Annotated in this window: 16 protein-coding genes; 7 read left to right on the top strand and 9 right to left on the bottom strand. The window is 46.1% G+C overall.

Annotated elements, in window-relative coordinates; translation table 11 throughout:
- Positions 1–175 (bottom strand): adenosylcobinamide-GDP ribazoletransferase (locus ACXLDX_RS07965; protein WP_457576659.1); only part of this gene is annotated, 175 nt, incomplete at its 3' end.
- Between the two features lie 386 nt (positions 176–561).
- On the opposite strand from ACXLDX_RS07965, the gene ACXLDX_RS07960 reads away from it, so the two are divergent.
- Positions 562–3,777: an efflux RND transporter permease subunit gene (locus ACXLDX_RS07960; RefSeq protein WP_457576658.1), complete on the top strand. Its 3,216-nt coding sequence runs from the start codon at positions 562–564 to the stop codon at positions 3,775–3,777.
- A gap of 107 nt (positions 3,778–3,884) precedes the next feature.
- Here ACXLDX_RS07960 and ACXLDX_RS07955 read toward each other — a convergent pair whose 3' ends face one another.
- The 3 genes from ACXLDX_RS07955 to ACXLDX_RS07945 all read right to left on the bottom strand — a co-directional run bounded on the left by ACXLDX_RS07955 (position 3,885) and on the right by ACXLDX_RS07945 (position 5,687).
- A complete protein-coding gene (locus ACXLDX_RS07955) occupies positions 3,885–4,502 on the bottom strand; it encodes a ferredoxin-like domain-containing protein (RefSeq protein WP_457576657.1) in 618 nt (205 codons plus the stop codon).
- 179 nt (positions 4,503–4,681) lie between these two features.
- Complete coding sequence (locus ACXLDX_RS07950) at positions 4,682–5,461, bottom strand: NRDE family protein (RefSeq protein ID WP_457576656.1); 780 nt, start codon at positions 5,459–5,461, stop codon at positions 4,682–4,684.
- A 7-nt stretch (positions 5,462–5,468) separates the two neighbouring features.
- Positions 5,469–5,687 (bottom strand): hypothetical protein, encoded by a 219-nt coding sequence (locus ACXLDX_RS07945; protein WP_457576655.1) that lies wholly within the window; start codon positions 5,685–5,687, stop codon positions 5,469–5,471.
- A gap of 211 nt (positions 5,688–5,898) precedes the next feature.
- Between ACXLDX_RS07945 and ACXLDX_RS07940 the strand changes: the two genes are divergently transcribed.
- From ACXLDX_RS07940 to ACXLDX_RS07930, 3 genes are all read left to right on the top strand, one after another.
- Positions 5,899–6,390 carry an NUDIX hydrolase gene (locus ACXLDX_RS07940; RefSeq protein WP_457576654.1) on the top strand — a complete coding sequence of 164 codons (492 nt, stop codon included), beginning with the start codon at positions 5,899–5,901 and terminating at the stop codon, positions 6,388–6,390.
- Between the two features lie 429 nt (positions 6,391–6,819).
- Positions 6,820–7,836 carry a transglutaminase-like domain-containing protein gene (locus ACXLDX_RS07935; protein ID WP_457576653.1) on the top strand — a complete coding sequence of 339 codons (1,017 nt, stop codon included), beginning with the start codon at positions 6,820–6,822 and terminating at the stop codon, positions 7,834–7,836.
- A 159-nt stretch (positions 7,837–7,995) separates the two neighbouring features.
- The gene (locus ACXLDX_RS07930) at positions 7,996–8,697 is read left to right on the top strand and encodes an arginine N-succinyltransferase (RefSeq protein ID WP_457576652.1); all 702 of its coding nucleotides are present in this window, start codon (positions 7,996–7,998) and stop codon (positions 8,695–8,697) included.
- A gap of 54 nt (positions 8,698–8,751) precedes the next feature.
- Here the strand turns inward: ACXLDX_RS07930 and ACXLDX_RS07925 are convergent, their stop codons facing one another.
- Together ACXLDX_RS07925 and ACXLDX_RS07920 are read right to left on the bottom strand one after the other, a co-directional pair.
- Positions 8,752–10,587 carry a tetratricopeptide repeat protein gene (locus tag ACXLDX_RS07925; RefSeq protein WP_457576651.1) on the bottom strand — a complete coding sequence of 612 codons (1,836 nt, stop codon included), beginning with the start codon at positions 10,585–10,587 and terminating at the stop codon, positions 8,752–8,754.
- A gap of 86 nt (positions 10,588–10,673) precedes the next feature.
- Complete coding sequence (locus ACXLDX_RS07920) at positions 10,674–14,033, bottom strand: transglycosylase domain-containing protein (RefSeq protein WP_457576650.1); 3,360 nt, start codon at positions 14,031–14,033, stop codon at positions 10,674–10,676.
- A gap of 333 nt (positions 14,034–14,366) precedes the next feature.
- Here ACXLDX_RS07920 and ACXLDX_RS07915 point away from each other — a divergent pair, with 333 nt between their 5' ends.
- From ACXLDX_RS07915 to yhbY, 3 genes are read left to right on the top strand one after another with little or no spacing between them, the layout of a single operon-like run.
- Positions 14,367–16,061 carry a LysM peptidoglycan-binding domain-containing protein gene (locus ACXLDX_RS07915; protein ID WP_457576649.1) on the top strand — a complete coding sequence of 565 codons (1,695 nt, stop codon included), beginning with the start codon at positions 14,367–14,369 and terminating at the stop codon, positions 16,059–16,061.
- A 40-nt stretch (positions 16,062–16,101) separates the two neighbouring features.
- Positions 16,102–17,298: a TraB/GumN family protein gene (locus tag ACXLDX_RS07910; RefSeq protein ID WP_457576648.1), complete on the top strand. Its 1,197-nt coding sequence runs from the start codon at positions 16,102–16,104 to the stop codon at positions 17,296–17,298.
- An 18-nt stretch (positions 17,299–17,316) separates the two neighbouring features.
- On the top strand, positions 17,317–17,652 hold the full coding sequence (gene yhbY / locus ACXLDX_RS07905) for a ribosome assembly RNA-binding protein YhbY (RefSeq protein WP_457576647.1): 336 nt from the start codon (positions 17,317–17,319) through the stop codon (positions 17,650–17,652).
- A 13-nt stretch (positions 17,653–17,665) separates the two neighbouring features.
- On the opposite strand, the gene ACXLDX_RS07900 is transcribed toward yhbY, so the two are convergent.
- From ACXLDX_RS07900 to pnp, 3 genes are all read right to left on the bottom strand, one after another.
- Entirely contained in the window at positions 17,666–18,436 is a 771-nt protein-coding gene (locus ACXLDX_RS07900; protein WP_457576646.1) for an MBL fold metallo-hydrolase, read from the bottom strand.
- On the bottom strand, positions 18,433–18,888 hold the full coding sequence (gene dut / locus ACXLDX_RS07895; RefSeq protein ID WP_457576645.1) for a dUTP diphosphatase: 456 nt from the start codon (positions 18,886–18,888) through the stop codon (positions 18,433–18,435). Before dut ends, ACXLDX_RS07900 begins: the two co-directional genes overlap by 4 nt.
- Positions 18,889–19,054: 166 nt before the next feature.
- The gene (gene pnp, locus ACXLDX_RS07890; protein WP_457576644.1) at positions 19,055–21,142 is read right to left on the bottom strand and encodes a polyribonucleotide nucleotidyltransferase; all 2,088 of its coding nucleotides are present in this window, start codon (positions 21,140–21,142) and stop codon (positions 19,055–19,057) included.
- Positions 21,143–21,779: the final 637 nt, after the last annotated feature.

The raw sequence follows: 21,779 nt of genomic DNA, 5'->3' as shown, positions 1-21,779 counted from the left end.
CAATCAGAAGAATTCTGGCCAGAAAAAAACCGAGAATTCCTATCATAGCGCCTACCACGGGGAAAAAATAAAGACTGGCCGGAAAATAATCTCCATCCTTCTCATTCTTCCAGGAGACAGGGAAGATGGTAAGAAATCTTATGGCTGTTAAAATGGGTATGAAAAAAGATCTCAATGCGTCACCTGTGACAATTACAGTTCAGAGGTAATAAAATCATACCTAAATCCTGCACTTCAGAAAATGAAAAAATATAATTATGGTTTGATCTCAATGTGTTATGATATATTTAACGAATTTGGCCATTCACTTTTTGAGTGAATGTAAATTTTTTCATTTTCTTTGCCCTGCGGGATTGGCATTTTTACCGAATCCGGAGTCTCGCAGGCTCGCTTACCTGCTTCGTTTTCAATGGCTTGAAGTATGCCTATACGTCAGCGCCATTGAACCTTGCATCTCCGGCAGATAAGCGAAGACTCCGAACCTGCCAATTGCAGGATTTAGGTGATTTTATAACCTCTGAAATGCACAGCTGAAACAAGCTAACAGACAAGGTATAGACGATGGATGCAAAAAGTAACAAGACAATCGGTTTTGCAGGGCGACTGGCATCAGCTTTCATAAACTCCAAACTGACCCCGCTGTTTATTGTCGCTTCACTTCTTCTCGGGTATCTCGCAGTTGTCCTTCTCCCACGTGAAGAGGAACCGCAGATTAAAGTTCCGATGATAGATGTCATGGTAGCCATGCCGGGGGCATCTCCAAAAGAGGTTGAAGAACGACTTACCATTCCAATGGAAAAACTCCTCTACGAACTGCCGGGTGTTGAATATATTTATTCAACCTCCATGCAGGGACAGAGTCTGCTGGTCGTCAGGTTTTATGTGGGGGAAAGCCTTGAAACCTCCATTGTGAGACTGAACCAGAAGCTGGCAACCAATTTTGATCGGATCCCCAAAAATGTCCAGCCGCCTCTGATCAAACCGCACACCATCGACGATGTACCCATCATGGCCCTCACCTTCCACGGGAAAAATTATGACCATTATACCCTGAGAAGGATTGCCGCACAGGTGGATGACTCCATAAAAAACATCAGTGAAGTGGCGGAAACCAAGCTCATCGGCGGAACAAGAAGACAGCTCACCATTCGTTTTGATCCTCTGCTTCTGGCCTCACGCAACCTGACACTCGATGAAATCGTACCACATATCCAGCAGGTAAACAGCCAGATCCATTCCGGAAGCCTGCATTCCCTTGACCAGGAAATCCTTTTACAGACCGGTACTTTTCTGAGAAACAGCCAGGAAATCGGCCGGATAGTTGTGGGAGTTTATGGCGGCAAACCTGTTTATCTCGATGAAGTTGCAACAATCATTGATGGCCCGGAAGAACCTTCCAGCTATGTGCTTTTCGGAGAACCTGGGAAACCGGGACTTGAAGCCGCAGTAACCATCTCCATTGCCAAAAGACCCGGGGCCAACGCTGTTTCAGTAGTCCATGATGTAGAGGAAAAGGTCGAGAGCCTGAAAGGAGTACTGATACCGGCCGATATGCAGGTGTCTGTAACAAGGGACTACGGGGAAACAGCCGCGGAGAAATCGAACGAGCTGCTGCTGCATATGGGTATAGCAGTTTTTGGTGTGGCCCTGCTGATCCTCTTTTTTCTCGGCTGGCGCGAGTCAATTATTGTCATGCTGGCGATTCCTTCCACTCTTGCCCTTACCCTGTTGGTTTTCTACCTGTACGGTTATACCCTCAACCGGATCACCCTGTTTGCCCTGATCTTCTCCATAGGAATCCTGGTGGATGATGCCATTGTCGTGGTTGAAAATATTGTCCGGCATCTCCGGCTTCCGGCAAACAGTAATCGTTCCAGAACAAAAGTGGCCATCGAGGCCGTAGCGGAGGTAGGTAATCCGACAATTCTAGCCACGTGGGCTGTTATTGCTGCAATCCTGCCCATGGCATTTGTCGGAGGGTTGATGGGGCCATATATGCGGCCGATTCCAATCGGCTCATCCGCCGCCATGGTTTTTTCCCTGATCATAGCTTTTACGGTTACCCCCTGGGCGGCTACCCATATCCTGAAAAAACAGAAAGTATCGGCCACATCCACAAACGAAGAAACCACTCCCGATGACTGGTTTACCAGGATCTATCATATGATCATGGAGCCACTGCTTGCCCACGGAGCCTGGCGTTTTCTTTTTTTCGTGGTCATAATTGCCCTTCTTCTGGCATCCTGCTCCATGGTTTATTTTGGCCTGGTAAAAGTAAAAATGCTGCCCTTTGACAATAAGAGTGAATTTCAGGTCATTCTCAACATGCCGGAAGGATCGACTCTTGAGCATACGGCCAGAGTTGCCATGGAAATGGCAGAAGTCATAAATGAAGATCCGGCGGTCATCAATTACCAGATCTATACCGGCACGGCCTCACCCTATAATTTCAATGGTCTTGTCCGTCACTACTTCATGCGTCAGGGACCGACTGTTGCCGATATTCAGGTCAACCTGCGGCCTAAATCGGAAAGATCACTGAAAAGCCATGATATTGCCAAAAGAGTACGACCGGCCATTGCTGCCATAGCAAAAAAATACGGAGCTGCCGCGGCTGTGGCTGAAGTCCCTCCGGGACCACCGGTTCTACAGACAATTGTTGCAGAAATTTATGGACCAACCAGTGAAGCCAGAGTTAAACTTGCAAGAGAAGTCAAGAAAATCCTCGAATCCACGAAGGGTGTAGTCGATATTGACTGGTTCCAGGAAGCGACCCGGTATAAAAAGGTCATAACGGTCGACAAAGAAAAGGCCGCCCTCAACGGGATATCAGAACAGCAGATTACCCGGGCGATCACCATGGGGGTCAGGGGCTATGCGGTGGATCTTTACCACCAGCCACTGGATAAGGAAAATATAAATATTGTTCTTGAACTCCCTCCGGAATACAGGGCCCGGGTTGAAAGCCTGCTGAATATCTCTCTGCGCTCCAACATGAACCCTTCAGCCCCCCTGGTTCCCTTGCGTGAACTGGTTCATGTCTCGGAACAACTTGTGGAACAGCCCATTTACCGGAAAAATCTCAAACCGGTTATTTACGTGACTGGTGATGTGGCTGATGTTGTAGAAAGCCCTGTTTATGCAATTCTCGACATGAACAAAAAACTCGCCGAACTTGATGGCCGTAACTTCGGCGGCCGCGAACAGCATGTGGAAATATACAATTTAAATCAACCTTTTTCAGAAACTGAACCGGCCATGAAATGGGACGGGGAATGGCATATAACTCTGGAGGTTTTTCGTGATCTCGGTCTAGCCTTCTGCGTGGTAATGATCCTGATTTACATGCTGATGGTTGGCTGGTTCAAGAATTATTTCACACCTCTGGTGGTTATGGCTGCGATTCCCTTTTCATTAATAGGAATCCTGCCGGCCCACTGGGGATTCAATGCCTTTTTTACCGCTACCTCCATGATCGGCTTTATGGCCGGGGCAGGTATTGTCGTCAGAAACTCCATCATTCTTGTGGATTTCATTGAACTCCGCCTGCGGGAAGGCTATCCCCTTGCCGAAGCGGTGGTTGATGCAGGGGCTATCCGCTTCCGCCCCATGCTGCTCACGGCCCTGGCCGTTGTTATCGGGGCATCTGTCATCCTGGCAGACCCTATCTTCCAGGGACTGGCCCTTTCTCTCATGTTTGGTGAAATAGCCTCACTGCTGGTCAGCAGGATGGCTGTGCCGGTTATCTATTTCATGCTGAAAAAACATCAACATTAAGGGTGGCCTTAGGCCTTAAGTCGTTAAAGGCAGAGAGAATAGAAAAATCCATTCTCTCTGCCTCATCTGATACCCCCCTGTCAATATTCACAGGCGCAAAACCCCGCTCATACCTCTTTAAAGGGAAAATCCTCTTCCTGAAGCAGTTTTGTCATACGCTGCTTTTTGACGGTTTTTCGGTCATGATAATCAAACAATATTTCTATTATTTCAAGCACCTTCTCTTCAGATGCTTTTCTGGCAATACGACGACCAATCTTGGGAAATGCACCTCCCTTGCCGCCTGTATACACCTCGTATCCGTCCCTTGTGGCAAATATACCGATATCAGTAATTTTTGGGGCGGAACAGCACATGGCGCACCCTGCAACCGCTATTTTCAACTTGCCTTTCACCTTTTTTCTGTCGCCAAAGCGCTCAAGAATTCTCACACAAACAGCCTCCGTGTCCACAATGCCCAGATTACAATGGGGTTTTCCCACGCAAAGCCGGGGAATAGGGAACTTTCCAGGTCCTTTGAACTCAGCACCCAGACCGCCCAGTTCCTTCTTCACTGTTTCAATGACAGACTCCGGAACATTTATCAGCCGCAAATTCTGGGCCGTTGAAAGATAGACTCCGAAACCGTATTCCTCGGCCAGCTTCTGGCTTTCCTTCATAATATCGAGGGGCAGCCTGCCCGCCGGCAACAACACGGTTATACTTGTTTTACCAGTTATCTTCATACAAACTTATCCTTGGTGTTTCTTACGTAATTAAAAAGGGTAATTGCTCACAGGCACCCCGGCTTTTCAGGTTATGGCGACCAAAAGAGCCTGCAAAATCTGCGGCACCTGTAAGCAATTACAGTTCAGAGGAAATAAAACCATTGACTTGGTCCCCCTGTGAGGAGTTACGATTCAAGTTATAAACAATCAAGCATCTCATTAAAACAAACAACATCATCATTCTTTTTGTTCCGGTGATACGTCTTCTCACAAAACACAATTTCTCCATTATCATTAATTGTGATAACGGCAGAAGATCGTGTCCCGTAAAACTCGCCATCAATAAAGATTGATCCCAGCAATCTTTCCCATTCAAGTCCGACTCCGGTCTCCGGCAGGGAATTATCTTCCGGTCGCCATGAGTCTTTCAGCAGGGAAAAAAGCATCGCCGGTTTTACATTTTCTGTTTCCACCATTACAGGTTTCAGCAGTTTTTTCCCTCGAACAAGCTTTGGCCAGGGACTATCCAGAAAATGATTACACAAACCATAAAATCCTGGCTCCAAAACTGCAGGATTTTTTTCAAGCCCTTGATTTGTATAATAAAAGAGTTTGTCAATGTCACCCAGAATCAGATTAAATCCGTTATACTCCCTCCCTTTCTTCTGCAATTTTGCAAGAAACTCTTCTGCGCTATCATCATTGCGGAGATACGAATCGATAATTTCTCCCCTGGAGGGTGCATCACTTCGCAGTACACCTCCTTTACGAAAATTGGTGATTGCGGCAATTTTTCCTCTTTTGTTCACCCCCAGCCATGTTCCTCCACCCTGTAAATCACGACCCGCAAGAATTGTCTTATCTTCATCAATATAAGTCAGTGGCGCAGTAAGGCGATGCAGAAACTCGTCTCTGTTCGAAGCGAGAACAAGCCTGTAACCCGGCGTCAGTTTGAATGAGATAAAAAGCAGACACATGAGGGTCTCAGGATTCTCCCGGCCATATGTTTGTCTGTTTTTTATCAATAAAATAGCAGAATTTTTTCCAGGTGAATTCCTTTTTTGAAACAGGGCATCTCAGGGTCACTGTATTATCAGCGACAGCTGCCACCTCCCAGTCCCCCTTTCTTCGACCGGAATCAATATGTATCTTCTCTCCGACAGTAAAAGCATATGGTGAAAATAGAGTAACGGCATAATTCATGGAAACCTCCTTTTTGAAGAAAACTGCAACTTCCAGTCTGAAGGTTCATATTCATTCTTTAAGCTGCTGTCAATATCGAAGGGACCCCAATCCTGGAAGATCAGGATATGGAGAATACTGTTAATCGATACATTTCTTGCAATTACTTGAAAAAAGAGTACCTTACAAAGGTTATAAAACTTATTAATCCTTTTTTTTAGTCCCCAGCTCCATGCAAAAGCCTTCCGCTGCCGTAGCCATTATAAAAAGCCTCAAACCTGAGAATAGTTTTCTTGTCATCCGAAGAGCCATCCACCCGGACGACCCCTGGTCCGGACATTTTTCCTTTCCCGGAGGCCGAAGAGAAGATACAGACCGGGATCTATTTGAAACCTGCATACGGGAAACCAGGGAAGAAGTGGGAATAATACTCTCCCAAAATACACTGCAAACCATTCTGCCGGTAACGACTGTCGGCAAAAACCTCAACTTTGAGATCGTCGTCCAGCCATTTCTCTTTGAGTTACCCGAACAACCCACCCTGACTCTGGATCCCCATGAAGTGCAAAAATCCTGCTGGCTCAAGGCAAAAGATTTTCTGGACCAGACACGTCACCGGGAAATCGAAATGATACCCGGCACCATGTTTCCCGTTTTTCCTCTCGGGGATTATTTCCTGTGGGGGTTTACCTACAAGATTCTCAGATCCATCCTTCAAATGTAAGTCCATCCCACCGTAAGGATATCCTGAAAATCAGGACCTTACTTAATCCTGGCAACTCCTCACAGGTGTCACAGATTACTATAGACTCTCTTATCCCCTAAAGCGCCTTCTATATGGACAAAAAAGCGTGAAAAGCATGGAAACGTGTTAATAATCACCTTTTTCAAAGTAGCCATAACTCAATCCTATGAATAGACGGCAATCCAGAGGAATAATGAATTTTACCGCAATAAAAAACTGAATTACAGTTAAGGGATCAATGGTAACTCCTCACAGAGGTAGCAACGTAATTGGTCACAGGCACATTCCCAATCCGGCTGAATTTCATAGGTAATCAGCGTTCCACCTGGACGTTGCGGGTCAAATTTAAAAATTACTTTTGTTATTTAGAAGATAGTGATTTATCAAAACTGTATTTTGGAGAAAAAAATGAAGCAGTATTCCCTCTTTGTCCTTTTTTTTGCATTTCTCATCCCGCCACAAACTGCTACCGCTGCAAAACAGGCAGCGGGTAGCATCATCATGAAATTTGACCTTTCTTCTTCCGATATGACAGGAAAAGAAACTCAACTATGGATTCCTTACCCCATATCCGACAGCAATCAACTGATCTCTGATATCGTTATTTCAGGAGATTATTCCCAGTCAGCTGTATATACCGACCAAAAATATTCTACACCGATACTCTATGCACGCTGGGATAAAAACACCAAAAGTCGAAAACTGACATTCAGTTTTCATGTTGTTCGCAGGGAAATCATAAAGAAAGATTTCCCGACAAAGGAAGCTCCCTGGAGTCCTTCTGATTATGCCCTTTTTCTCACCCCGACAAAATCGGGTCCCATTGACGGTATGGTAAAGGAACTGGCAGATTCCATCACAGACGGGAAAACCACCCTCCTGGAAAAAGCCAGAGCAATATATGACTGGATATGTGTAAACATGTACCGGGACCCGGAAACCAAAGGTTGTGGAACGGGAGATGTCTGCTCTCTGCTGGCCAGCCGCAAGGGAAAATGCACTGATATCCATTCCGTTTTTGTGGCTCTTGCCCGTGCTGCCGGCATTCCCGCCAGGGAACTATTCGGCATCAGGCTGGGAAAAGAACCGGTTGTTGATGTGAGCAAATGGCAGCACTGCTGGGCGGAATTTTACCTGCCGGGATATGGCTGGGTTCCGGTGGATCCTGCCGACGTTCTGAAACTCATGCTCAAGGAGAAACTCAAACCCGGTGATGCAAGAACAACCGAACTCCGTGAATATTTCTGGGGAGGATGGGATCCATACAGAGTAGAACTCAGCCGGGGCCGAGACCTGATCCTCAATCCCCCGCAAAAAGGAGCACCATTAAATACATTTGGCTATCCATATGCAGAAACCGGCGGACAGGCTCATGACTGGCTTGATCCTGAAAAATTTTCCTACACTGTCACCTTCAGGCAATAATCGTCACAGTCACAATATAAAGTCAATAAATTGCAGACATGGTGGAATATGGTATAATGTCGGGGATTCTGACGGATTCAGGATAATCAGGCCGCACCATCATCGAATGCTCACGAATCCAAACCCATTATCAAAATCCACTCGACACAAGGCTGCCAGATGACCAGCAACCAGATTACCGCACCTCCGTCCCTGCCACCCCAATCCGGGCGCAGTGGTTTTTCCTGGAAACAGGTGCTTATCATGATCCTGATCTCCATGTGCGTTGCCATTTTTGCAACAGCTCTGGCTATCAAAATTTTTCTCTTCCCTTCCCCTTTCAAACCCGTTGTTCTTTCCCCGAAAGAGGAACAGCAACTTGAAGTAAAAATCAAACGGTTTGAGGGACTGGAAGCGGCTCCAGAAAAAAAGACGGACTATGATAAAAACGGAAACCTGGTGCCGGAACAGTACAGCGAGGAACCGGGTTCAAGAGAAATCAATTTTACAGAACGTGAAATCAATGCGCTGATGGCCAAAAATACCGATCTCGCGCAAAAACTGGCTATCGACCTGGCTGACAATATGATTTCCCTGAAACTGTTGATTCCCCTCGACCCCGATTTCCCCATAATGGGTGGAAAAACCCTGCGGGTGAGTGCCGGAGCGGAACTGGCCTATAAAAATGGTCGACCGATTGTAAAACTCAAAGGTGTCAGCCTGATGGGAGTGCCCATGCCCAACGCCTGGCTGGGCGGTTTGAAAAATATTGACCTGGTCAGTGAATTTGGGGGCGATGACGGCTTCTGGCAGGCCTTTGCCGATGGGGTAGACTCCATTACCGTCACCAACGGATTTCTGAAGATCAGGTTAAAAGAATAGAGATTTCAACCTGATCTTCAGAATTTGCAAATTCGCTGGGCCAGAGGTAATTGCTCAAGGCTGCTTCGTTTCAATATTCTGTTCACGTATCTGTTCATTGCCGCTCACCGCCGGAATTCCAGGTGAAGAAAAAACAGTGTCAATCCCATCCTCGTCAACCATATTTTCTTCCCTGTCGGCAAGGGTTATGAGATTTGGATCAATGGCCATCATCTCCTGTTCCACCCGCTTGATATTACCGATGACCTTGGCACCGATCTCAACCTCCGGATATTTTACCAGGATATTTTTCAGAAGTTTCCTGGATTCAATGAGCAGCTTTTTCTTACTTTCAATATCACTGGTTTTAGTGAACCTGATAAACAGATCCGCAGCCTTTCTCCTGTCGGCTTTTGCCGCCTGCAGAGATACTTCCTCAATTTTCTTTTCCGCTTTCTTTGAATATTCTGTATCAAGCAGATTGGTAAAGACAGCCAGAGCCTCATCGTACCTGCCGTTTTTCACCAGCAGCATCCCATTGTTCCATTGATGTTGCAGCTCCTGAATCTGGGCCATCTTCTCCGTTTCTTTTTCAACAGCAGCCGCCAGGAGCAGTTCCTGGTTTTTCTCTTTGATTTTTATCTGTTTTTCAGTGCCAATAATATCGGCCGGAATAGTCTCCAGCAGTTCCATCGCCTCTTCAAATTTTTTCTCACTGCTCAACTTGTCAACAGTTTCGAAAAAACCATTGAACCAGTCATCTGCTCCCTGCAGTACCCGGGCTTTAATGGCATCAACATTGGATGAAACCGGGGAATAGGGATAATTCGCCAGAAACTTTTCAGCCTGCCAGACAATCTTATAACCATCTTTTTCCGGGTCAAAGCCTAGGTAGTTACGCAAAAGTGATGAATATTCAGTCAACTCAGGGCTGTCTTCCATGGACTTATCGAGAATAGACAACTGCAGTTTCGACCACTCTTCAAGATGACCGAGAGTCTGGTAATCTTCAGATATTTTTTTATACTGTATCTCAGCTTCCCTGTAATTTCCAGAAGCCGTATAGAGATCGGCGAGAACCTTTCTCAATGATACCAGATCAGATGGCTGTTCCTTTGAACTGGACATCTGATCAACCACCATTCTATATATTTCAGCGGCTTTCTCCTCCTGATGAAGATACATCAGGGCGTTGCCATAGAGAATTTTTGTGCGGAGATGAACGCGACCAATCTGCTGTTCAGGTATTTTCAACCAGACCTGTATTATCTCCTCATACTCCTTGTTTTCTGCATACCTGTCGATCAATGTTTCCAGCTGGGCAAGATCCGCCTTTTCCTCCCTCCTGCTCCAGCCTATACTTTTTTCTTCAGAAGTGGCAAGCAGACGACCGCACGTGCTTTCCAGAAAGGCTATGTCTTTCTGCTGCAAATCAAACACTTCGTTTTTATTTATCTTTTCGGCAGATTCCATATTTCTGGCCCGCAACATTTTCTCCCTGAGTTCACCATACCCGTTCAGTATATTCTGCAGCCTGCGAAAGCAGCGAACCATCTGGCTTGCCTCTTCATCACTCAGGTCAAGGTCCACAGACTGACTGTCCAGTTCTTTCCAGCGATTCAGTTTGCGGCCATATTCAAAAATTCTGTCATTTAAAGAAACCATTGAAGGCAGAACTTCTTCAATATCCTTTTCCATGACTACTTCGGGATCACTGTCAATATCCAGGTAACGAGGTTGACTGACCACCTGTTCCGCCGGAGGTCTCATGTTCGGCTGAACGGGTGGAATTTTCTGCATTGACGGCGATTGCACCACAGGGGTGGATACCTTTGATTTCTCCGGCAGAGCACAACCTGTCAGAGAGACAACCCAACCAATAAAAAGAAAGCCATATATCAGTTTTTTCATATCATTTATTTTCCCTGTAAAAGAACTCACAAAATCATCGAGATCCAGGACATCATTAATTAAACGGGATCACTTCAAACCACCCGTTATCTTCCTTCTTCTGTATCCCAGAAAGGTTTATAGTAACGTCCGGGTTCAAACTGGCCAACATCATTTTTCCTGCCGAAAGTCATAATTGCAGGCTGATATCTAAGCAGGTCATCAACCTCCGTCACCGGCTCAACAAGTTTACCACCCCGATCAGGGTCAACGGCCAGATTCATCTGTCCCAGCCGGTCCCGTTTAAGTACGAGACCATAAAACGACAGATCTACCGGGTCAAGCCTTGATCCATATTTTTCATCCAGCAACAGGCGGTTGACTATCTTACACCAGGCCGGCAGTGCTCCGGCTGATCCCGTGATCCTGCTGCTCTTTCTACGCATGGGCTTATTGTCATCAAAACCCACGTAAACCCCCACCGCGTAGCCACCATCAATGGTCAATTCCTCTCCTTCCATTGACAATCCCGGAAGGTATCCAAAAAATGACGCATTGGTATATCGGTTTGCAGTACCGGTTTTGCCCAGCAGAGGAATGGCAAGATCAAGAGCGACCCCTTCGCCCTCATTTCCCTTCACAGAAAGCCGAACAGTTTTGTCCGCCCTTTTCCCTGTACCGAATTTTACTATATTCTCCAGAATATGCCCTATTGATAATCTTGTTTTTGTATCAATTACTGTTTTTTCATGCCTGGCTGGACGGTAAAGAATTTTTCCGTCTTCAGATTCTATCCGGTCAAGAATAGCCAGAGATTCACTGCTCTCCTCATCATTTTCATCCCCGAAATTCGTTACCATTCCAGTAACCAGAGCCTCGTACATTCTGGTAGTCTCGAGTAAAGTAACAACATTGGACCCCAGTGGAAAAGAGAGTACCGGTTCTAGTTTACTTTTAATTCCAAGCTCTTTACCCATCTGTACCAGGTAATGAAGGCCAACCATGATTCGAAAATCTTTCACCTTCGAGAGTGTGGCAAAACTGTAGGGGAGCCCTTTCTTTAATTTCCCGTATTCCCTCTTCACCTGCTCCTGAAGAGTATCGAAAGCGCCCACATTGAGTATGCCGTTCAACTTCACCTTGTCCAGGAATTCATGCCTGCCTGCATTATCCAACCTTGCAAGATAGGAAAGCAGTTTTCCTCTGCTTATCGGCCGGTCCTGGTCACTCGCATTTTCCATCCTGCTGAAAGACACTTCTCCTGTCAGGTTATTGAGGAAAAAAGCACTCGCCTGTTCCGCAAAAGGATCATAATCTCCATCATCGCTTCCAGAATCAAGAGTTTCCATATAACTTCGCATCTCCTCTCTCACTGCTGCAAGAAGCAGATACGAATTTTGTAATAGTCTCTGACGAAGAGCAATTTCCTTTTTCTCATAATCGTGCAGGGTCTGCTCTTTCTTTACCAGTTCCTGTTCAAGATCCTCAAAATATTTTTCAAAATGCAGCCCAAAATGCAATCCTTTGACTATGTTGTATTCGGCAAGCATACCGTCAAAAATAAAATCGGTCTCAAGATTAATAACAGCCTCTCTGAATGCTGCGCCAAGCAGAACATCTTTATCAACAACCAGGCCATAATGATCCCTGATTCGATCCCTGTACGTTCTGTATGGTTCTTCCTCCCCGTCGACCACGCGGGGGGCAAGATCAAGTCGGCGGGCAACTTCATGGAACTGCGTTGGATTCAGATGATCACAGAGGTGGGAAAGAAGCCAGACAGAGGCAACATTTTCGGAATGAACACCGGCCCAGCTCATGGACACTTCGCCAAAAGGACTGCTGTGATCAGGTCGGGGGAAATAAGGCCGATCATGGTAGACAAACACATCCCGACTGTTTTTCAACAGGTCCGAACTGTTCCAGCCCAACTGCAGTGCAGCTGTAAAAACAAAAGGTTTAAAGGCCGATCCCATGGTTCTCTTCGCATAAACGGCACGATTATAAAAACGATTTTCCGTACCACCCGCCATCCCCTTTATCCTGCCGTTTTTCAGAACTATTGCCCCACCCTGTACCCTGGGATATTTTTCTAGATTCAACAATGCAGTTTTATTTTTCAACAGACTGCGAACACTCACCCAGACCCGGTCACCTGCCTTCAGTTCAGTCAGCATGGTGTCAAAATCTTTTTTATCAGATTCACTCCATCGATTTTTTTTGTATTTGGCGAGAGCTGTAACCGCCTTTTTCAGCCCGTCATAATCGATGATTCCCGTACCGATTTTCCTGTCAAACTCCACATTGAGCCTGACATCTTTTCCTTTCCCATCGATTGTTTTTATTTTTCCGAATAAAAAAGCATCCTCAACCAGCCTGCTGTCCCCCTTATAATTTAATTCTTCCAGTTCCCGCTGCACCTCTTCCCTGGTATAACCACGCAACCGAATATCCAGACGGGACAATTCACCCCTGAGAACCGCCAGGGTTTTTTCCTGCAGATCCCTGTCAACTGTAGTAATAACCCTCACTCCAGATGTAGCGACATTGGTGACACCATGCACTGCAAGACTGTTGAGAACTTCTGTTGACGAAACCGCATCCTTGACCATTTCCATGGCATAATCCAAAGAAAAACCCACCTTCCCCTGTTTAAACGAAATTTTTGAGGAAACTGCCTGGTTATAAGTATAATTATCTATCATCCCAAGAGTCCGCATCTTCCCCAGAACATACCTGAGACGGATTTTTGCCCGTTGCCTGGCCAGATCAGCCGCTTTTTTCGATTTTTTAATGAAAGGATTATAATAGTTGGGGCGTTTAACACTCCCGGCAATAAATGCACTTTCCACCAGGGATAATTCCGAGGGTTTTTTATCAAAATAATACCTCGCCGCAACTCCAAGACCGTGACCGTTTCCACTGACATAAAACTGGTTGGCGTAAAACTCAAAAATCTGTTCCTTTGAATATCTGTATTCCAGTCTCAAGGCGAACAGAAGCTCTTTCAGTTTGGCTTCCAGGGAACGATCTGTCCTCTTGAAGAGATTCTTGGCTGTCTGTTGCGTCAGTGTACTCCCTCCCTGGACAATTCTGCCGGCGGCAATATTCTTCATCATTGCTCGGCCGATACCGATAATATCAAAGCCAAAATGGGAAAAAAAACGATCATCCTCCGACGCCACCAGCGCATTGACAAAATCGTCGGGAATCTGACTGTAGGTGACATACTGACGATGCGCCTTATCAAAGAAAACACCCAACCTGGTTTTGCCATCGCTGTAAAAGACATGGCTTTCCTTACCAAGGATTCGACGAATATTTTCTATTCTGATTTCGTCACCGGGCTCCACAACAACGAGGTAATACAGCCCACCCGCAACAAATATGGCAGTAATTATTGCAAGAGTTGAAAAAAACAGAAAAATTTTTTTAAGCATGATATGATTATATCGATCGGGAAACACATGGAATTCTGGATCCGTTACATGTCTATCTGTGCGCTTTCAGGCTTTTTCAGATATCAAGGTATACTCTTGACTTGCCCGGAACGGATTTACCAATGGACATTCACGGCTTCAGGCCGCACTCGTGATACTTATATTTCTTGCTTTTCCCCAATGGTTCGGTTTTAAATAGGTGACAATTACAGTTCAGAGGTAATAAAATCATAGAGTTGCTATCCCTGTGACCAATTACTTTGAATGTACAAGGTTATATAAGATATCTCAACAGGCATTTATTGACAATTCTACCATTCCAATCCTTACCGAATTCTTTCAGCTATTATTTACCTTTTTATGCAATATATATATAACACTTTAATAAAAATAACTTTTATCCTGCTGATCATTTCTTTTTTCTCCGGATGCACAGACAAAAAACTCGTCAGCAACCTGCCCCATCCTGAACCTGCCGATACAGTGGAAACCGGGCCGGTCAACGACCCTGATCTGCAACTGGTAGAGACTGAACCGGAAATGTGCCTCGATCAGGAACTTGTTGCCTTGAAAGAAACAGGAGGATGGGACCAGAACATTTCTCCTGTAACCGAGGCTCCGGCTGAAAACATTAGCTACGATTTTCCCGTTGTGCTCAATAAACAGGTCAATATGTATCTTGAGCTCTTCCAGAATAAACAACGAAAACAGTTTGCCAGATGGCTTGCCCGTTCAACGAAATATAAACCCTTAATGGAAAAAACCTTCAGGGAAGCCGGCCTTCCCCTGGATCTTATCTATCTTTCAATGATAGAAAGCGGTTTTTATCAACGGGCCTACTCCAGGTCCCACGCCGTAGGTCTCTGGCAGTTTATGCGTGGCACAGGCAGACAGTACCATCTCAGGATAGATCGGTATGTTGATGAACGACGGGATGCCGAAAAATCGACAAAGGCCGCGGCCAACTACCTTCTGGATCTTTACCGGGAATTTGGTGACTGGCATCTGGCTGTTGCGGCCTACAACGGCGGACCTGGAAAAATCAGAAGTGGCCTTAAAAAATACAAGGCAGCAAATTTCTGGGAACTGGCTGACCACAGATTTCTCAGGCTGGAAACCAAACGATATGTCCCTAAGCTCATTGCCGCGATTCTCATCGCCAAGGAACCGGCAAAATACGGGTTTACCAATATCTCCTATCAGAAACCTCTCCAGTACGACACGATCAAAGTGGGCCCCGGAATGAAACTGGATGCTATTGCCATGATCAGCAACAGCAGTATAAAAGCCATCAAATCCCTCAACCAGGAGTTACGGCAGAGCAGAACGCCTTTGAACCGGGCTTCCTACACGGTTCATATTCCCCCGTTCACCAGAAAAATAGCGGAAAAAAACCTTCCCAGGCTCCATTCCATCGTAAGTACAGGGTTTAAAACCCATAAAATCAGAAAAGGTGAAACTTTATCAAAAATCTGTAGAAAATATGGCGTCAATAAAACCACTATCCTGAAAGTCAACAACCTGCGTACACGCAAACTTATTGTTGGCCGGAACCTGAGGATCCCCTATTCAACCATCACCTATCAGCTCCTGCCGAAAGGCTCAAAAAATGCACTGGCCGCCTATAAGGACAGCCTTATTCTCCATCGGATAAAGCCTGGAGAAACAGTATCAAAAATAGCATTTAAATATGGCGTGCCACCGGAAATGATTGTTGAATGGAACGGACTGAAAAGTGTCCACAGAATCAGGGCCGGACAGCAGCTCGCACTTTATATCAATAAAACCGGTTCCAGGCTGGCTTCAAGCCATTCAGGAAAAAAGAACATGAGGAAAACTGGTGGTCAAAACAAAATAATTTTTCTAACAGCTGACAGGAAAAAGCTCTATATCGAAGATTCCGATCCCTTCAGATACTACCAGGTCAGGTCCGGAGATTCTCTCTGGACAATTTCCAGAAAATTCAAAATTTCCACAACTGAACTGAAAAAATGGAACAACCTGAAATCCAACCTAATCCATCCCGGAAGCAAACTGAAACTGAAGAAGGTTTAAGTTAGGTTTCTATCGGTAACAGCCTCCAGAAAAACACAAAATGACAGATTCTTCATTTCCGGCCGGTGAGTATAATGACGATGTTCATATTATTCACCATAACGACCAGACCATAATACTTATTGGAACAGCCCATATTTCTCCTGAATCAGTTCAGCTAGTCAAAAAAGTTATTGAACAGGAACAGCCTGACTGTGTCTGCCTCGAACTTGATGACAAACGATACCAGGCCCTGACACAGAAAAAGAAGTGGCAGTCACTGGATTTGAAGGAAATTATTAAAAACAGACAGCTTGCCACTTTGCTGGTCAGCCTGTTGATGGCATCCTATCAGAAAAGGCTTGGCACCAGTCTTGGTGTGACACCAGGGGCGGAACTGCTTGCGGCGGCACAAACTGCAAACAGCTTTCAGATTCCCATCTCTCTCTGTGACAGGGACGTACGAATAACCCTGCGCCGGGCCTGGAAATCCACCTCCTTTTTTAAAAAAGCTTACCTGCTCAGCTCTCTCCTGGTCAGTGTTTTTGACAGAACAGAGATCACCGAGGAAAAACTCTCGGAACTCAAACAGAAAGATGTCCTCACTGAGCTCATGGAAGAGATGGGTGAATCCATGCCAACCATGAAACGTGTTCTCATAGACGAAAGGGATCTCTTTCTTGCCGAAAAAATAAAGGCCTCCCATGGAAAACGGATTGTCGCTGTCGTGGGAGCGGGCCATGTGGAGGGGATCAAGAAAACACTCCCCGTTGACAACAGGGATAAAATTGCCGAAATATCCACGATTCCTCCTGTTTCAAAGGGGTATAAGTTTTTCGGCTGGTCAATCCCTCTTCTGATCCTGGGTTCCATTGTGGTGATCGGTATTCAGAAAGGCGGTGCTGTCGCTGGAGAAAACATGGTATACTGGATACTGGCGAATGGTATTCCCGCAGCCGGAGGGGCTGTACTGGCACTTGCCCACCCATTTACAATAATCGGAGCCTTTTTAAGTGCTCCTCTGACCAGTCTGACTCCTGTTATCGGAGCCGGCTATGTAACGGCGTTTATCCAGGTTATGACTTCGCCACCCAGGGTCAGGGAATTTGAGTCCGCGGGAGAGGACATTGCCACCTTCACCGGCTGGTGGAAAAACAAGCTCCTGCGTGTATTTCTAGTCTTTCTGCTCACCGGGCTGGGATCCGCCATAGGAACCTGGGTAGGCGGTGTTGAAATTTTCAGAAATCTGGTCCACTGATAACCATATATAATTGACATGCCGAAAAATACCGAAAAACAAGTCCCAGAGCTGACCATTAAACAAAAAAAATTCCTGAAAAAACTGGCCCATCCGATTTCGCCTTCAGTCCAGATAGGAAAAGACGGCCTCAGTGACGGTCTTATTGAATCAATACGAACAGCCCTGGTCCATCATGAACTGATCAAGGTAAAAATCAGCAATAACAGTGGCCTGGAAAAAAAGGAAACAGCTCAGACCATACCGCTGGAAACGGACAGTTCCCTGGTACAGCTCATCGGCAAGACCCTTATTCTTTATAGACCGAATCCGAAGAGAAAAAAAGAAAAACGAATCGTCCTGCCAAAGGCCTGACACGGGTAACTACTCACAGGGAGAGCAGGGGAGTTGGGACATTCTGGGAAGCAACAACCAGTTCCGGATCATGGTCATCCGAAATACTCTTTTTTGCAGCGTGCATGGCCAGTTCCGGTCTGTTATTGGTTTCACTCAGATGGGCCAGGACAATTGTCTGCAGATGGCCGTGCAATGTATTCTTCAAAAATTCTGCCCCTTCCTCATTAGACAGATGTCCCTGGGATGAACGGACTCTCTGCTGCAGAACCAGGGGATATGGTCCGTTTTTCAACATCTCCGGATTGTGGTTGAATTCAAGAACAAGACCATTGCATTTCGCAAGCCTTTTCTCCATCAGGAAAGTCACCTTTCCGGTATCAGTGCAGTAACCAAGGTTCACCTTACCGTCACTGATGACAAAACCGACCGGATCGGCAGTATCATGGGAAATCCTGAACGAGCGTATAAAGAGATCGTGAATAGAGAAACCATCCCCCGTTTCAAACTCTATCCGCTCGAACAGTTTGCCCATTTTTTTTTCTCCACCCTTGAAAGTTCCGGCATTTGCCAGTACAGGAATACGGCATCTTCTTGAAATAACGCCGACCCCAAGGATATGATCATTATGTTCATGGGTTACACAGATCCCATCAAGAGAATCCAGGGTGCGGCCTATAAGTTTCAACCGTTTTGCAAGTTCTTTTCCGGAAAAACCACCATCAACCAGAACTGCAGTGGTTCCGCTTTCCACATACACGGCATTTCCCCTGCTGCCACTGCCAAGAACAGAAAAGCGAATCACAGACCTGTATGACCAAACCCGCCGGCCCCTCTTTTGGTCGCATCCAGTTCCACCACTATTTTAAAATCAACTCGAATTACGGGCGCTACAACAAGCTGAGCAATTCTATCTCCTCTCCTGATGATAAAATTCTCGCGTCCGTGATTGACCAGAGCTATTTTTATCTCTCCCCTGTAATCAGAATCAATTGTTCCGGGACTGTTGATCAGTGTAATGCCATGTTTCACAGCCAGACCGCTTCTTGGACGGACCTGTAACTCAAATCCAGGCGGGAGCTCCACACCAAAACCGGTGGGCACAAGAGCAATATCTCCGGGAGAAATAAACATTGGTTTTCTGACTGCCGCTTCCACATCCATTCCAGCAGAACCGGAGGTTTCATAACGGGGCAGTTGGATATCCTGCTCCTCCGATGGCAGAAACCATTTCAATTTTATTTTTACACTTTCCATTGTTATAACTGATCCAGTAATTTTTTACCCCCTTCCAGCCTGATAAAACAGGCCCATCTCTATCCCGGCTGAGATTCAAAGACAATCAGTTATCAAAAAAAGCCGACCCTCCGGAAGAGAATCGGCTCCAAACTGAATCCTGTACGTCAGAAAATGCGTTTACATGTTAATCCGCATTTTTTTCGAGCAGAGCCTTACGGCTCAACCGTATTCTGCCCCGATTGTCAACGTCAAGGACTTTCACTTCAATGACATCACCTTCACTCACTACGTCACTCACCTTGTTCACACGCTTATGGGCCAGTTCAGAAATATGTACAAGTCCATCCGTTCCGGGGAGAATCTCGACAAAGGCACCAAAATCCTTAATGGTTTTAACAGTTCCTTTGTAAACTCCACCAATTTCTGCTTCCGCTGTAATGGCTTTCACCTTTTCAACCAGGGCATCAGCCAGGGCACCGTTCAAGGCAAACATTTTCACAAGGCCTGAATCATCCACCTCTATTTTGGCATCAAATTCACTGGACAATTCTTTGATAATTTTACCACCGGGACCAATTATATCCCGGATCTTATCCTGACTGATTTTATGAACAATATACTTCGGCGCATGATCGACAACCTCGTCCCTTGCCTTGGCAATTCCCTTTTCCATCTCTGAAAGGATATGAATCCGGCCCTCTTTCGCCTGCTCAAGGGCTTTTGACATGATTTCCCTGTTGACACCGTCAATTTTGATATCCATCTGCAGGGCTGTAACTCCGTCACATGTACCGACAACTTTGAAATCCATATCGCCCAGATGATCTTCGTCACCAAGAATATCAGAGAGAATGGCAATTTTCTCACCCTCTTTGATCAATCCCATGGCAATGCCGGAAACCGGTCGTTTAATCGGCACCCCGGCATCCATCATTGCCATACTTCCTCCACAGACTGTGGCCATGGACGATGATCCGTTGGATTCAAGAATTTCTGAAACCACACGGATGGAGTATGGAAAATCCTCTTCCGCAGGCAGTACTGCTTCAAGGCCACGGGTTGCAAGTGTTCCATGACCGATATCCCTCCGTGAAGGGCCACGGAGGAACCGTGCTTCCCCCACACAGAAAGGTGGAAAATTGTAATGCAGCATGAACCTCCTGGTTTCTTCACCATGAAGTGTTTCAACCCGCTGCTTGTCCCGCTCACTGCCGAGAGTTGCTGTCACCAGTGCCTGAGTTTCACCGCGGGTGAAGAGAGCCGATCCATGGGCGCGGGGAAGATATTCCGCCTCACAGGCAATATCCCTGATCTCATTAAATTTCCGACCACCTATACGGATTTCACCATTGACGATCTTGTCGCGCATATATTCTTTTTTATAGGCAGAGAGCATCTCGGATATCCCATGACCATTTTCACCGTCACTATCCAGTTCTGCAAGCACCATGCTCTTCAAATCGTCATACACCTGGCCCCGCTCCATTTTATCAGCCGTATTAAAGACCTTTTCCATCCCGGGGGCTGCAATTTCACGAACCTTTGCCATCAATTCTTCATCAACAACAACTGCTTCAACCTCGCGTTTTGGCTTACCGACAGCTTTCCGCAATTCCTCCTGCAGATCAATAAGTGGCTGCAGCTCATCAAAACCATAAAAAATAGCAGCAAGGACCTCATCTTCACTCAGTTCGTCGGCCTTACCCTCGACCATGACAATGGCCTCGCGGGTACAGGCAACAACAATATCCATGGAGGATTTTTTCAGTTCGGAGACAGTCGGATTCAAGATATACTCTCCGTCTACCAGTCCTATCCGGCCACCGGCCACCGGACCATCAAAGGGTACATCTGATACGGTCAGGGCACAGGAGGCTCCGGTAAGCGCAAGCACATCGGCAAGGTGCTCCTGGTCTGCTGAAAGAACAGTCGCAATAACCTGAGTTTCAGCCGAATATCCTTTTGGGAAAAGTGGCCGCAAAGGGCGATCAATGATCCTGCAGGTCAGGACTTCATTGTCACTGGGCCGTCCAATTTCTCTGCGAAAATAATTACCGGGTATCCGCCCAACTGATGCGAGTTTTTCCTGATACTCAATTGTCAGAGGCATGAAACCTGCATCCGGTTTATTCTCTTTTGCCCCGACAACTGTTACGAGAACAACAGTCTCTCCGGATCGAACAACCACAGCCCCGGACGCCTGTTTGGCAATCTTGCCTGTTTCGATGGATATTGTTTTACCACCGAGTTCCGCTTCTACTTTGTTAAACATGATTTCTCCAGATGTTCAGCATCAGGGAAAGGTCCTTCCATTAAGTTATGACTGGATTATCCACCAGCCCCGTATGCTCTTTTTTTATCTGAAAACCCGCAACTGAGGGTTGTACCGCCGCAATTGGGATTTTCTTTGGTTTTTTTGTGGCTGGGCCATCGGGTCCGGCCATGCCGGTTTATCTGAAAACCCCGCCTTGATAGACAGTTCTGCCACATTTGAGGTTTTCGTTACTCTGTTACGGCTGAGTTTTTTGTTCCAGCCATTTTTTTTAGCGGACCTGTCACTGTATTTCTGCGACCACCGCGTTGTAATTACTCATCCGGCTCGGATTGCGAGTAAATACCATTAAACGTAACTACTCACAGGGGTAGCAATTATGTGATTTTATTACCTCTGAACTGTAATTGCTCACAGGTACCGCAGATTTTTGCAGGCTCTTTTGTTCGCTATAGCTTACTATGCGGACAAAAGAGACCGTGAAAAGCTGCGGTACCTGTGAGTAATTACGTTAAGACGTTTATTGCAGCGGAGAGGAACGTGGGAATTTTGTCGGAAAAAGAAGCGCTTGGTCAGTCCGAAGTTTTTCTTGATTTTCAGGAGAGGCTGTCGCGGGTGGCTCCGGTTGATCGCCCTG

Source organism: Desulfomarina sp. (assembly GCF_054039375.1).
The sequence above is the reverse complement of the archived record's forward strand: the minus strand, read 5'-3'. Positions and strand labels throughout refer to the sequence as shown.

Coding starts and splice junctions, on each gene's coding strand:
- ACXLDX_RS07915 (WP_457576649.1), top strand. CDS start 14,367: ATGCAATATATATATAACACTTTAATAAAAATAACTTTTATCCTGCTG.
- ACXLDX_RS07935 (WP_457576653.1), top strand. CDS start 6,820: ATGAAGCAGTATTCCCTCTTTGTCCTTTTTTTTGCATTTCTCATCCCG.
- ACXLDX_RS07950 (WP_457576656.1), bottom strand. CDS start 5,461: ATGTGTCTGCTTTTTATCTCATTCAAACTGACGCCGGGTTACAGGCTT.
- yhbY (WP_457576647.1), top strand. CDS start 17,317: ATGCCGAAAAATACCGAAAAACAAGTCCCAGAGCTGACCATTAAACAA.
- ACXLDX_RS07940 (WP_457576654.1), top strand. CDS start 5,899: ATGCAAAAGCCTTCCGCTGCCGTAGCCATTATAAAAAGCCTCAAACCT.
- ACXLDX_RS07925 (WP_457576651.1), bottom strand. CDS start 10,587: ATGAAAAAACTGATATATGGCTTTCTTTTTATTGGTTGGGTTGTCTCT.
- ACXLDX_RS07930 (WP_457576652.1), top strand. CDS start 7,996: ATGACCAGCAACCAGATTACCGCACCTCCGTCCCTGCCACCCCAATCC.
- pnp (WP_457576644.1), bottom strand. CDS start 21,142: ATGTTTAACAAAGTAGAAGCGGAACTCGGTGGTAAAACAATATCCATC.
- ACXLDX_RS07960 (WP_457576658.1), top strand. CDS start 562: ATGGATGCAAAAAGTAACAAGACAATCGGTTTTGCAGGGCGACTGGCA.
- ACXLDX_RS07945 (WP_457576655.1), bottom strand. CDS start 5,687: ATGAATTATGCCGTTACTCTATTTTCACCATATGCTTTTACTGTCGGA.
- dut (WP_457576645.1), bottom strand. CDS start 18,888: ATGGAAAGTGTAAAAATAAAATTGAAATGGTTTCTGCCATCGGAGGAG.
- ACXLDX_RS07955 (WP_457576657.1), bottom strand. CDS start 4,502: ATGAAGATAACTGGTAAAACAAGTATAACCGTGTTGTTGCCGGCGGGC.
- ACXLDX_RS07910 (WP_457576648.1), top strand. CDS start 16,102: ATGACAGATTCTTCATTTCCGGCCGGTGAGTATAATGACGATGTTCAT.